The 12546-nt window shown below is 53.1% G+C and carries 14 protein-coding genes and 1 tRNA gene; 11 read left to right on the forward strand and 4 right to left on the reverse strand.

Annotated elements, in window-relative coordinates; all coding sequences use genetic code 11:
* Positions 1 to 124: 124 nt before the first annotated feature.
* Together rpmI and rplT are read left to right on the forward strand one after the other, a co-directional pair.
* Positions 125 to 319 carry a 50S ribosomal protein L35 gene (gene rpmI / locus MUN84_RS00005; RefSeq protein ID WP_188558573.1) on the forward strand — a complete coding sequence of 65 codons (195 nt, stop codon included), beginning with the start codon at positions 125 to 127 and terminating at the stop codon, positions 317 to 319.
* A gap of 172 nt (positions 320 to 491) precedes the next feature.
* Positions 492 to 836, forward strand: a complete 345-nt coding sequence (gene rplT, locus MUN84_RS00010) for a 50S ribosomal protein L20 (protein ID WP_188558572.1) — start codon at positions 492 to 494, stop codon at positions 834 to 836.
* A 230-nt stretch (positions 837 to 1066) separates the two neighbouring features.
* Here rplT and MUN84_RS00015 read toward each other — a convergent pair whose 3' ends face one another.
* Positions 1067 to 1555 carry a hypothetical protein gene (locus MUN84_RS00015; RefSeq protein ID WP_244696097.1) on the reverse strand — a complete coding sequence of 163 codons (489 nt, stop codon included), beginning with the start codon at positions 1553 to 1555 and terminating at the stop codon, positions 1067 to 1069.
* Between the two features lie 431 nt (positions 1556 to 1986).
* Here MUN84_RS00015 and MUN84_RS00020 point away from each other — a divergent pair, with 431 nt between their 5' ends.
* Positions 1987 to 2241, forward strand: coding sequence for a hypothetical protein (locus MUN84_RS00020; protein WP_244696098.1), 255 nt, complete (start codon positions 1987 to 1989; stop codon positions 2239 to 2241).
* Between the two features lie 315 nt (positions 2242 to 2556).
* Here MUN84_RS00020 and MUN84_RS00025 read toward each other — a convergent pair whose 3' ends face one another.
* The 3 genes from MUN84_RS00025 to MUN84_RS00035 all read right to left on the reverse strand — a co-directional run bounded on the left by MUN84_RS00025 (position 2557) and on the right by MUN84_RS00035 (position 4235).
* Positions 2557 to 2862 (reverse strand): hypothetical protein, encoded by a 306-nt coding sequence (locus tag MUN84_RS00025; protein ID WP_244696099.1) that lies wholly within the window; start codon positions 2860 to 2862, stop codon positions 2557 to 2559.
* An 86-nt stretch (positions 2863 to 2948) separates the two neighbouring features.
* Positions 2949 to 3347 carry a hypothetical protein gene (locus MUN84_RS00030; RefSeq protein WP_244696100.1) on the reverse strand — a complete coding sequence of 133 codons (399 nt, stop codon included), beginning with the start codon at positions 3345 to 3347 and terminating at the stop codon, positions 2949 to 2951.
* 814 nt (positions 3348 to 4161) lie between these two features.
* Positions 4162 to 4235: transfer RNA gene (locus tag MUN84_RS00035), tRNA-Met, on the reverse strand.
* Between the two features lie 139 nt (positions 4236 to 4374).
* Here MUN84_RS00035 and MUN84_RS00040 point away from each other — a divergent pair.
* The 8 genes from MUN84_RS00040 to MUN84_RS00075 all read left to right on the forward strand — a co-directional run bounded on the left by MUN84_RS00040 (position 4375) and on the right by MUN84_RS00075 (position 12512).
* On the forward strand, positions 4375 to 4785 hold the full coding sequence (locus tag MUN84_RS00040; protein ID WP_244696101.1) for an START-like domain-containing protein: 411 nt from the start codon (positions 4375 to 4377) through the stop codon (positions 4783 to 4785).
* Positions 4786 to 4904: 119 nt separating this feature from the next.
* The gene (locus MUN84_RS00045; protein WP_244696102.1) at positions 4905 to 6338 is read left to right on the forward strand and encodes an LptF/LptG family permease; all 1434 of its coding nucleotides are present in this window, start codon (positions 4905 to 4907) and stop codon (positions 6336 to 6338) included.
* 135 nt (positions 6339 to 6473) lie between these two features.
* Positions 6474 to 6749: a 30S ribosomal protein S15 gene (rpsO, locus tag MUN84_RS00050; RefSeq protein WP_188558566.1), complete on the forward strand. Its 276-nt coding sequence runs from the start codon at positions 6474 to 6476 to the stop codon at positions 6747 to 6749.
* A gap of 193 nt (positions 6750 to 6942) precedes the next feature.
* A complete protein-coding gene (locus MUN84_RS00055; RefSeq protein ID WP_244696103.1) occupies positions 6943 to 9105 on the forward strand; it encodes a polyribonucleotide nucleotidyltransferase in 2163 nt (720 codons plus the stop codon).
* Positions 9106 to 9239: 134 nt separating this feature from the next.
* Entirely contained in the window at positions 9240 to 10103 is an 864-nt protein-coding gene (locus MUN84_RS00060; protein ID WP_022823752.1) for an RNA polymerase sigma factor RpoD/SigA, read from the forward strand.
* 177 nt (positions 10104 to 10280) lie between these two features.
* The gene (gene trxB, locus MUN84_RS00065; protein WP_244696104.1) at positions 10281 to 11228 is read left to right on the forward strand and encodes a thioredoxin-disulfide reductase; all 948 of its coding nucleotides are present in this window, start codon (positions 10281 to 10283) and stop codon (positions 11226 to 11228) included.
* 136 nt (positions 11229 to 11364) lie between these two features.
* The gene (locus MUN84_RS00070; RefSeq protein ID WP_244696105.1) at positions 11365 to 11925 is read left to right on the forward strand and encodes a hypothetical protein; all 561 of its coding nucleotides are present in this window, start codon (positions 11365 to 11367) and stop codon (positions 11923 to 11925) included.
* Between the two features lie 8 nt (positions 11926 to 11933).
* Complete coding sequence (locus MUN84_RS00075) at positions 11934 to 12512, forward strand: M23 family metallopeptidase (RefSeq protein WP_244696106.1); 579 nt, start codon at positions 11934 to 11936, stop codon at positions 12510 to 12512.
* Positions 12513 to 12546 lie beyond the last annotated feature (34 nt).

A 12546-nucleotide genomic window follows, 5' to 3' on the forward strand; every position in this document is an offset into this window, starting at 1 on the left:
CCCGCCCCGCTGCCGCCGATAAGGCAACCGAATAGTTTACCCGGGGCTGCGGCCCCAATTTGAGCTGGCGCACCGGCCCTAGGCAGCCGACCGCCGCAGTTTTTCACCTTTTATCACCACCACAATGCCGAAAATGAAAACTAAGTCCGGCGCCAAAAAGCGTTTCACGCTGACCGGCACGGGCAAGATTAAGCGTAAGCATGCCTTCAAAAGCCACATTCTGACCAAGAAGAGCACCAAGCAGAAGCGTAACCTGACGCACGTAACGCTGGTAAGCTCGGCAGATATGAACCGCGTAAAGGACATGCTTACTCTCTAATTAGAAATTAGGAATTAGAAACAAAACATGCCGTAGCCTCTCGTTAGGTGCTGGATGTATAGATTTCTTTAATTCTTTGATTTTTAATTTTAATTCTTTTCACCAGGCGTCCGGCTGAAATAAAAGCTGCGGTAAATAACTATCCGCCGCCGGCCGCCAAAAAAAACTGGTTATGCCAAGAAGTGTAAACCACGTGGCCTCCCGCCACCGCCGGAAAAAAGTAATGCGTTTGGCGAAAGGCTATTATGGCCGTCGCAAAAACGTATGGACCGTTGCCAAAAACGCGGTTGAGAAAGGTCTGCTGTATGCCTACCGCGACCGGAAAGTTAAGAAGCGCGAGTTCCGCGCCCTCTGGATTCAGCGTATCAACGCTGGTGCCCGGGAGCATGGCCTGTCTTACTCGCAGTTCATGGGCGGCCTGAAAAAGGCTGGCATCGAGCTGAACCGCAAGGTGCTGGCCGACCTCGCCCTGAACCACCCCGAGGCTTTCAAAGGCATCGTGGAAAAAATCAAGTAGTCCGTTTAGCTACGCTACTTACCAAAAGCGCCTGCTCGTATTCGAGCAGGCGCTTTTTGCATTTATAATGTACAATATATGCCCTTCCTTTACAGGCTACTGCATAACTGAGCAACGCGCCCTAAATGCATAACAGCGCTGCTGCGCTGCCTAATGATGAGGGAAAACTAGTATTGTTATAGCGCCCCCACATTTCCTAGTGAGCAAGCTTCAGTTGGCAGATGGAATCCTTAACTGGCTCCCTGTTGCTTGTCGCGTAATAGGTCGATGATGAGCTGTTTGTCAGCTATAATGTCTTCTAATTCCTTGATGCGGCTGCGGCTCTGTTCTAATTCCTGCTGGCACGTGAGTAGAGTGGAAGAATAAGGGGTTGCTGCTTCCTGGGCTATAGTGAAGTGCTGGTCTGGGGAAACTAATAACTGCTCCCTGGCTAGCTGGGCTACGGCCTCTGGAGATTGTAGCGGAGCTAGCGGCTCCCCTTCGCCGGTAATCAGCCAGTGGCTATTGACTCGGGGAAATACCGCTAGTATTTTCTGAATAGTTTTTAAAGTCACCCCGCTTTGCTTGGGCCCGGTGAAGCCATTTAAAGTTTGGGGTTTCATATCCAACTTAGCTGCGAAAGCCGAAGGCTTGAGTCGCAGGAGGTCCATAAGTTGCAGCAACCGCTTTCCAAAAGGCTCAGACGGACTGGTAGTTATGGGATGAGGAGCGGGGGGCATGCGGGAAAGTGTAGGCGCTTTTTGGAGGAGTTAATATTTAAGGTAAATTGCGTATGTGATTAAGCTTTTTACCTTAAATATTGGGAAAACCTACAAAATATTGTGTAAATGGAGCGCTTGCCAGCATCTAATTCCTCCAAGAAAGTGCGGTCTATGCGCTTGCCCGACGAGGGAAACCCTTTGTGGATAGCTTACCAACAATTATCCCGGGCGCAGCAAAGGTCCTTCAAAGACGCCGTGCAGGAGCACGGGTTTACTTTTAACACCTTTTTGCACGACACCGCTCTGGGCCGGCCCCTAGATTTGGTGCCGTTCGGCCGGCTAGATTTTTACTCTAGCTTCTTTCAGGTAGTGAAAAGCGAGCAGGACTTGTTTGCCGTAGCCCGGCTGGAGCGTAGTCAAGCAATACCACACCGCTCACTTTAGTTGCTGTGAAACGATTCAAAAGTAAACGTTACAGCGTGAAGGACGCTTTAGCCATTGTGTTTGGGTCACCTCCGTTTGATAAGGAGTATCCCACTAAGGATATTCAGCGGGTCTTGAGTAAGCTACTCGGCCGAGATTTAGCCGAGAAGGAGGTGCTATCCGCGCTGCAGCAAGTGCCTTTTGCAGCTGCTCACCAGCGCAAGAAAAATAAATTTCTGACATGGCAATTCACCCACGTGAATACTACCCAACATAGATAATTGATCAAGGAGCACTTTGATTGGTTATGTCTCCTTATTTTATAATTACAGTAGAATACCGTAGATTGTACTATAAAAACAAGTAATTGTGAATTATAGTAAGTGCAAACGTGCTGGGCATTCTCAGCACGTTTTTTATTTAACCCGATTTGTGAATTCGAGTTATAACAATAAGCAGCAATTAATTAAACAGTATAGCTAGGTAAAGTATTTTAAAGTAGTAACAACTACCTCCACGAAGGAAATTAATAAGAACTCTATTTCTAACTGTTATGTGAGGTGAGCGTGGAGTACTATCTCCAGCTGCTGATAGAGTCAAAAGCGGGAATTATCTGGCATCATAGCGCTAAACGTGCAGAGCAACGTGGTATACACCAGCAGCCACATGTTATACCCCTCCAAATGGTCGCGGAGGTTCTTAATGGACTTTTGTTGCAGCTTCAGTTGGAGTAGGCGGAAACGTTGCTCAACCGTGAGCTGGTCTGCGGATAGAAGGCTTAAATCTTGGATAGTAGATGAGAGGATTTCCAGTAAAGCCTCTCTTCCCGATGCAGTACTTTGGCCGACAAAAGCCAGGCGCTCCTGGTTGTAGCGGAGGCGGGTGCGGACCTCTTGGGTCATGGAGTTCGTAATGAAAAGTAGAGTATCGTAAAAAGGAGCAACTTGTTCAATAACTATGCCCGCGGGCGGTTGGTGCCGAGAGTGGGTCAACTACAGGCCCAGGCGCGGGCAGCAGGCAAATCGGCAAAGCGCTTGAACTCAATGTTGAGTATGTGAACCGGGGTAGTATAAGCGTCCTCAATGAGGACGCGGTTGAGTAAATCCTCGGACTCAACCACGGCTAGGCGACGCAAGCCGCCGGCCGATAAAGCGGGCATAATTTCCGTGGCTATCCAAGCCAGATCCTCGGCATTAAGCGGGCCGAGTCGGCGGTCATCCGCTATCCAATTCTCTATTCGGTGCTGCTGAACAAAGCTTAGGCCCTGTAAAATTGCCTCGCGGAAGCCTTCACTGTTGACATGGTCGCTCCAGACTGCTTCCAGGGTATGACAGCCAGCCTTCTGCAGATAGAAGGTAACAAACGCAGATGTCGCAAGTAGTACCATTACGCTAGGAGCAGAGCATCAAAATCAATCAGTTGTACCATACCGCTGTTGCTTAGATCTGTGCAGCACCTGGCCATGGCCGGTCGTGGGCCACTAGTATCGCCACTGTGATGTGAAGGACTAATAAGGATACATCTAGCATAGTGTGCCCCGCGGATTGTCAATTTCAGGCATTCGTGTAAGAAATCTAAGTATTTTCCATGTGGTCAGCTCGCCAAAAAGAATTTTGGCCTAGCAATATCTGCCCAAAATACCAGTATTGAATGCCTCATAAACAATTAGGGCGAATAGTAATGGGCCCATTAGTTTGTTCGACTCTTATTTTCCAACTACTGCCGTTTAGGTGGCGGGTGAAGTTACAGTGGAATAGAAAATAACGATACTAGCTGCAAATCCAAGGCTAATTATTTGGCTGATCCAGGCATGCACACTCTAATAGAAGAGAATAGGTAGATAGCGAAAGAACGATAAAATACCCACGCTAAAAAGTGGTAAAATAACGCCTTCACACACGTTTATTTCGATCCGCATACCTAGGCACAAGCCGACAGAACAGATTTAGCAAACCGTGACAAGCTGCTGCAATAATGACCACATGAACGTTACAATTGTTGTTACAGCTTGAAATAGCAGTAGCCGTATTGATAGACAAGCTTGAGCAGCTTCTGGGTACTAGCTTTAGTAAGTAGAGTCATCAATAATTAGGCACAAGAAAATAGTAGAACGGAAATATAAAGTTGTGATAAAACTGTGATAAAAAAGTAACGGGCATAAAAAAACGGCCTTCCTGTTCTAGAAAAGCCGTTTCTATATGTAGCGGGGACGAGAGTTGAACTCGTGACCTCAGGGTTATGAATCCTGTGCTCTAACCAACTGAGCTACCCCGCCGTCTTTTTTGCTGGTGCAAAGGTAAGGACAATATTTAACCTGATGCAAGCATTGCGCAAAAAAAAACCCGTGTATATTGGCTCCCGGGCCACTTTTGCCGAGGAGGTGGCCTCACTAAATTCTTTACACTGTTTTGCTTATGCCCCTTTCTGCCACTCGTCTCAAGCACCGTTTTACGGTCGAATACCCCATTAATGCTTCCCCTAAAATCTTGTATCCCTACCTGGCTTCGGCATCGGGCCTGTCACACTGGTTCTGCCAAGATGTTCGTATTGATGCCGGCCGCTACAATTTCATCTGGGATAATCAGCCGCACTACGCAGAAATGGCTTCCCATCGAACCAACCGCTCGGTGCGGTTCGTATTCTTGGATGAGAACAAGCGGCACGCGCCCGATGCCAATTACTTGGATTTTCTCGTTGACGAGTCGCAATTGACCCAAGAAGTGTACCTGCGTATCGTGGACTACTCGGAGGAGACAGATACGGTTGAGCTGCAGGAAATGTGGGATAGTCTGATTCAGAAGTTGCGGGAACAGGTAGGAGGGTAGAGGACGTTTGGCTGATTACCGGGGAGCAGACGCGAAACGAGCCGTATCTTCGTTTCCCGTTTGCTCTTTTCTTTTTCCCTCTTGGAAGCCTGCTGGGCATGGTTGGGCTTCGCTTTTTTATGAAAAAACTCGATAAGCTTATTCTACAAGCTTTTGCTGGGCCGTTCTTCCTCACGTTTGCGGTGGTGCAGTTCATTTTCCTCATGCAGTTCATGATGAAATACATGGACGACCTAGTAGGCAAAGACCTGGGGCTGGGGGTTATAGCGCAGTTGCTATTTTACTTCAGCGTGCTCATTGTGCCCATATCCCTGCCTTTGGCCGTGTTGCTATCCTCGCTCATGACCTTCGGAACCCTGGGGGAGCACCATGAGCTAACGGCCATCAAAACGGCAGGAATTTCTCTTACCCGCATCCTGCGGCCAGTACTGCTGGTGAGCATGCTGCTAGCCGGCGGAGCTTTCTGGTTTAACAATACCATTGTGCCCCTGGCGAACCTGGAGGCCTATAGCCTGCTCTGGGACGTTCGCCAGCAGAAGTTGGCGCTGGATATTCGCGAAGGGGTTTTCTACAATGGTATTCCGGGCTACACCATCAAGGTAAATCAGAAGTTGGGAGAGAATGGCGACATTCTCAAAGGGGTAATGATTTACGATCATACCCAAAGCTCTGGCTCCATGCGGGTAATTCTGGCCGACTCCGGGCGCATGTTTACGCGTTTCGGCGGGCAGTATTTGGGGTTGGAACTGTTTCGGGGGCGCATGTACATAGAGCAGCCAAGCACGGATAACCGCAGCGGCGCCAACTTCGTCCGGCAGAATTTCGGCCGTAACCTGATTACCTTTTCGCTGTCCTCTTTCGGGCTGGACCGCACAAAAACGGAGCTGTTCGCCGCCAACAAGATGATGCTGAATCTGGACCAACTGGCGCACTTCACAGATTCTTTGCACCAGCGCGTGCGCATCGAGCGGGTGCAGCTGATCACGCAGCTCAACCCATACTACACTTACCTGCGCTTTGACACCACCGGCCAAGCCGCCGCGTTGCGCGTGCAAAACTGGAAGGTTTCTCCCGCCGAGCTCCGCCCCGTCAGCCTCAATATTACCCAGCAGGCCGCAAACCGGGCCCGCAATGTGCGCTCCTTCCTTGGCACGTCGGCTGAGCGGCTAACCAACCTGAGCAAGGAAACGGCCAACTACCGCATTGAAAGCTTCAAGAAGTTTACTCAGTCGGCCGCTATTCTGCTCATGTTTCTGATTGGGGCTCCGTTGGGCGCCATCATCAAGAAGGGCGGCCTGGGAGTGCCGATTCTTGTTTCCATCGTCTTCTTTATCATTTACTACGTCCTTTCCATCATGGGCGAGAAATACGGCCGCGAAATGGTAATGCCCGTGGGCCCAGGCATGTGGCTAGCTACTAGCTTGCTGCTACCGGTTGGCCTGTTCTTTCTGTACCAAGCGCGCCACGACTCCGGATTACTGGATATTAAGTGGGCTCAACTGCTGCCCAATTGGTTGCGGTGGCCATTACGCGGCTATAAGAAAGTAAGCTAGCGAACGAAGGCTTGCCGCGAGTGCCAGATATTTTCGACATTTTCTCGGAGTAAAAGCCTACCTTTGCGGCCACCCCGAAGTGCGGGGTGAATTCTCTTTTCATTTTTAATCTAAGACGGGGAAACCTATCTGCCGATGAAACTCACTACTGAAGCAAAACAGGCCATTTTCGAGAAAAATAGCCTGCAGAAGTCCGCTAACGACACCGGTTCGGCCGAGTCGCAGATTGCTCTGTTCACGACCCGCATCACGCACCTAACGGAGCACCTGAAAGTTAACAAGAAGGACTACTCGACCCGTCTGGGTCTGCTGAAGCTTGTTGGTAAGCGTCGCCGGATGCTGGACTACCTCCAGCACCGCGAAATCAACCGCTACCGCGCCATCATCAAGGAACTGGGCATTCGCAAGTAAGCCCACGGTCCGGAGCAGGGAGCCTTTCCACTGGGGAGGTTCCCTGCTCTTTTTTTGTCCGAAGCCGGCTGCATTATTCCGCCGGTTTCGTTGTTTACTCCCCGAAGGATATTTCTTCAGAGCAAAGTAGGGCTACTGCTGGCCCTATTTTTACGGCTGCTCGCCCGCTGTCGCTTTCTTAAGCAACCCTAAGATGCCCAACTACACCGCGGTTACCAAACACATTACGCTGCCCGACGGGCGGCAGATTTCCATTGAAACTGGCAAGCTGGCCAAATTCGCCGACGGCGCCGTTGTGGTGCGCCTGGGCGACGCCATGCTGCTGGCAACGGTCGTTTCGCAGCCCAGCTCCCGCGGCGACGTGGACTTCCTGCCCTTGTCGGTGGACTACCAGGAGAAATTCGGTGGTGCCGGCAAAATTCCTGGCTCGTTCCAGCGCCGTGAAGGTCGCCTCTCTGATTACGAAATTCTCGTGTGCCGCCTTGTGGACCGCATTCTGCGCCCGATGTTCCCCAAGGACTACCACTACGAGGTGCAGGTGCTGATTTCGCTGATTTCTGCCGATAAAGACGTGCAGCCCGATGCCTTGGCCGCCCTAGCTGCCTCGGCTGCCCTGTCGATTTCTGATATTCCGTTTGCTGGCCCGATTTCCGAAGTGCGGGTAGCCCGCATCGACGGCAAGCTGCAAATCAACCCCAAAAGCTCGGACATTGCCCGCGCTGACATTGACCTGATTGTAGGCGCTACGGCTACCTCGGTAGCCATGGTGGAAGGGGAGATGAACGAGGTGAGTGAGGAGGAGATGGTAGAAGCCATTGCCTACGCCCACGAAGCCATTAAGGAGCAGTGCCGCGTGCAGAGCGAGCTGGCCGCCGAAATTGAAAAGTCGCACGTAAAGCGGGAGTACCCCAAGTACGACGAAAATGACGAGCTGAAGCAGCGCATCCACGAGGGCGTGTACCAGCAGGCGTACGCCATTGCTCAGTCGGGCAATACCAGCAAGGCCGGCCGTAAGGAATCTTTCGGCGCCGTTAAGAAATCCCTGATAGAGAAACTGCTGGAAGAGCAGCCCGAACTGGACATGAAAATGTTCGGCCGCTATTACTCTTCGGCTGAGAAAAAGGCTATCCGTGACATGATGATCAAGGAGCGCACCCGCCTCGATGGTCGTCAGCTGACGGAAATTCGCCCGATTTGGAGCGAAGTAAACTACCTGCCCGGCGCCCACGGCTCGGCCCTGTTTACCCGCGGTGAAACCCAGTCGCTGACTACGGTGGCCCTGGGTACCAAGCTCGATGAGCAAATCATCGACTCGGCTATGCAGTCAGGCTACAGCAAGTTTATGCTACACTATAACTTCCCGGCCTTCTCGACCGGTGAAGTGAAGCCCAACCGTGGCCCCGGTCGCCGGGAAATTGGCCACGGCAACCTGGCCCTCCGTTCCCTGAAGCGGGTGCTGCCTTCTGAGGAAGAAAATCCCTACACCATCCGCATCGTGTCGGACATTCTGGAGTCGAACGGCTCCTCGTCGATGGCTACGGTATGCGCTGGTTCGCTGGCCCTGATGGATGCCGGTATTAAGGTCCGCGCCGCCGTTTCGGGTATAGCCATGGGCCTCGTGCAGGACAAGGAAACCGGCGAATACGCTGTGCTGTCTGACATTCTGGGCGACGAGGACCACCTCGGCGACATGGACTTCAAAGTAACTGGCACCGAGAAAGGTATCGTGGCTTGCCAGATGGATATTAAAATCCAGGGCCTGAGCAACGAAATTCTGACGGCTGCTTTGCACCAGGCTCGTGAGGGCCGCCTGCACATCTTGGCCGAGATGGCCAAGACGCTAGCTACTCCGGCCGCGGAGCTGAAGCCTCACACTCCCCGCTCGCACAAAATGCTCATTGATAAGGAATTTATCGGAGCAGTAATCGGGCCGGGTGGTAAGGTTATTCAGCAGATTCAGAAGGATACCAACGCCACGGTAATCATTGAGGAGAAGGACGAGAAAGGCCACGTAAGCATCTACGCTTCCAACCAGGAAGACATGCAGGCCGCCATCGACCGGATCCGCGCTATTGCTGCCGTACCGGAGATTGGTGAAACCTACAAAGGCAAGGTTCGCTCGATTCAGCCTTATGGTGCTTTCGTAGAAATCATGCCGGGCAAAGACGGTCTCTTGCACATTTCGGAGGTAGCCCACGAGCGGCTGGCCTCGCTGGAAGGCGTGCTGGAAGTAGGGCAGGAGATTGACGTAAAACTGCTCGACATCGACAAAAAGACCGGCAAATACCGCCTCTCGCGCAAGGTGCTTCTGCCCAAGCCTGAGCGGGCCGCCGACTCGAACGGCAGCGCCCAGTAAGAACTCCCCGAACTTTCGCGGGTACCGGCGTGTTGCACATAATCAATGCCGGTACCCGCGTTTGGGTATCTTCCGTACATCGGACTGACAACGACGTTTAGTAGCAATCACAACTCCATTCTCACGCGCCCGCAATGAGACAGCTAAAAATCAGCAAGCAGATCACCAACCGCGAAAGCCAGTCGCTGGATAAATACCTCCAGGAGATTGGCAAGGTGGATCTGCTGACCCCCGACGAGGAGGTGACGCTGGCGCAACGCATCAAAGAAGGTGATCAGCAAGCGCTGGAAAAACTCACCAAGGCTAACCTTCGCTTCGTGGTGTCGGTGGCCAAACAGTACCAGAACCAAGGCCTTTCGTTGGGTGATTTGATCAATGAGGGCAACCTTGGTCTGATCAAAGCCGCCAAGCGTTTTGATGAAACCCGCGGCTTCAAATTCATCTCCTACGCCGTATGGTGGATTCGTCAATCCATTCTGCAAGCCCTGGCCGAACAGTCGCGCATTGTGCGTCTGCCCCTGAACCGGGTAGGCTCGCTGAATAAGATTTCCAAGTCCTTCTCCGAGCTAGAGCAAAAATTCGAGCGGGAGCCCTCGCCCGAGGAAATTGCTGAAGTGTTGGAGCTGACCACTTCGGAGGTAGTAGATACCCTGAAGATTTCGGGTCGCCACGTATCCGTGGATGCTCCCTTCGTGCAGGGTGAGGAAAATCGCCTCCTGGACGTACTCGAAAACGAAGACGAGGAGAGCCCCGACACGGGCCTGATGAACGACTCGCTTCGCAAGGAAGTGCAGCGTGCCCTGAGCACCCTGACCAAGCGCGAAGCCGACGTCATCACGCTCTACTTTGGCCTGAACGGAGAACACTCTCTTACGCTAGAGGAAATCGGCGAGAAGTTTAACCTAACCCGTGAGCGGGTGCGCCAGATCAAGGAGAAAGCCATCCGCCGGTTGCGCCACACCTCGCGCTCCAAAGCCTTGAAACCCTACCTGGGGTAATTTATTCTACCCTTTCGCAGAAAACCCTGACCCTTGGTTGGGGTTTTTTGTTGTAGTACCAGCCCAACCCGGGTGGTAAAATTTCTGCTCCCGGGCGGAAGCAGCGTGCTGGTGTTACCTTTGCACCCCAACTATAACTTTACACAGCGCTGGCGTAGCCGGTGCTCCGTACTTCTCATGGCGACTACCTCCCCAGAACACATCAAGTGTCTGATTATTGGCTCCGGCCCGGCTGGCTACACGGCCGCTATTTACGCTGCGCGCGCCAACCTCAAGCCCGTCATGTACCAGGGCCTGCAGCCCGGCGGGCAGCTCACGATTACCAACGACGTAGAGAACTTCCCCGGCTACCCCGACGGCATTATGGGGCCGGAAATGATGGAAGACCTCAAGAAACAGGCGGCCCGTTTCGGCACGGATATTCGTTATGGCATTGCTACTGCAGTTGACTTCTCGGGTCATCCGCACCGGGTTACTATTGATGAGAATCTGGAGTTGACAGCTGATACGGTCATTATTGCCACCGGTGCCTCGGCCAAGTGGCTCGGCATTCCGTCGGAGCAGCGGCTGAACGGCTCGGGCGTGTCGGCCTGCGCCGTGTGCGACGGATTTTTCTACCGCGGCAAGGACGTGGCCATTGTGGGCGCCGGCGATACGGCAGCCGAAGAAGCTACCTACCTGGCTAACCTGTGCAGCAAGGTGTACATGATTGTGCGGAAGGGCGAGATGCGGGCCTCGAAAATCATGCAGAAGCGCGTACTCGATAACCCCAAGATTGAAGTGCTCTGGAATACCGTAACCGACGAGATTTTGGGAGAGCACGGCGTGGAAGGTGCCCGCCTCAAGAACGTGGTAGATGGCAGCACCCGCGACATTGCCATTGAGGGCTTCTTCGTGGCCATCGGGCACGAGCCGAACTCCAAAATTTTCCAGCCCTACCTGCACCACGACGAGCAGGGCTACCTTAAAACCCTCCCTGGTACGGCCAAAACCAACGTGGATGGAGTTTTTGCCTGCGGCGACGTGCAGGATTACACCTACCGGCAGGCCGTGACGGCCGCCGGCTCCGGCTGCATGGCCGCCCTGGATGCGGAGCGTTACCTAGCCGCGCTGGGGGACCATTAGGAGTGAATTAGTGAAGTTGTGAAATGGTGAGTTTTTCATTCCATGTAAGACAATGGGTGACACGGGCGTTACACCCTACACTCAAATCATTTCACAACTTCACAACCTCACAATTTCACCATTTACCCTGTTGCTCTTGCTGAATTTTGCGAAACACTGGCTGCTGCCGCTGCTACTGATCGGGCTGTTCTTTGGCTTGCCCGGCCAGCTGCTGGCCCAGCGCCGCAAAGTCCCCGAGCCGAAAGCAAAAGCTGGCTCGGCGGGCAAGCGGAAGGATTTCTTCCGGATTAAGTCGCCCACAATTCGCTACGTGCGGCCCGATACCACAATTCTGATTGAGACGGAGGAGCTACCGGATGAGGGTTCCGATGCGGCAAAGTCCATCTTCTTCAACCCGGCCAAAAAGCTCTCCATTGTGAGCGAGGACACGACCACGCTCAACGAAGGCGAGCAGCAGATCGTGGAAGTGTCAGAGGAAGTAAAAATTGATTCCTCCTGGATTAAAGTAGCGGGTTACTACGCCATTTGGGATACCCATAACATCAACCCCTACCGCGTAGACGGGCGCCATATCAAGGACACGCTCAACCTGAAGTTAACCGAGCCGGAGCGCCAGCGCTACGCCAAAATGCCGCTAAACCGGACGCCCATCACCTCAGACTTTGGCTTCCGGGCTACCGCTGGCACTACGGCGTAGACTTGGATTTGGAAACCGGTGACTCCGTGAAAGCGGCTTTCGACGGGGTAGTACGCATTGTGAAGTGGGACGGCTCCGGCTACGGCAATTACATCTTGGTCCGGCACTACAACGGTATCGAGACGCTCTATGGGCACTTGCAGAAGTCGTTGGTGGCGCCCGGAACGTTCGTGAAAGCCGGCCAACTTATTGGCTGGGGGGGTAGCACGGGCCGCAGCAGCGGTTCTCACTTGCACTTTGAGGTGCGCTACGAAGGCAACCCCATCGACCCGGAGCGGATGTACGACTTCCCGGATTACCGCCTCATCAAAGACAATTTTCAGATTACTTCAGCCCTGTTTGCCTACTACAGCAAGTCGTTGCGGTACCGGGGCGGGAGCGTGCCGGGTGCCAGCAGCGGCGGCAGCAGTAGCCGCAGCAGCGCCGCGAAACCCACCCAGGCCCGGCGCATTGTAACGCATAAAATCCGCAGCGGCGATACGCTGTCGGAAATTGCTGATAAGTACGGCGTATCGCAGGCCCAGATTCGTCGTCTGAATGGCGGCACGGCGGTACTGCGCGTAGGCCGAACACTCCGCATCAAGTAGGCTGACCATAGAACCGAGAACAGCAAAAAGCCCC

Origin of the sequence: Hymenobacter sp. 5516J-16 (genome assembly GCF_022919335.1) — a bacterium.
Lineage (GTDB): Bacteria > Bacteroidota > Bacteroidia > Cytophagales > Hymenobacteraceae > Hymenobacter > Hymenobacter sublimis.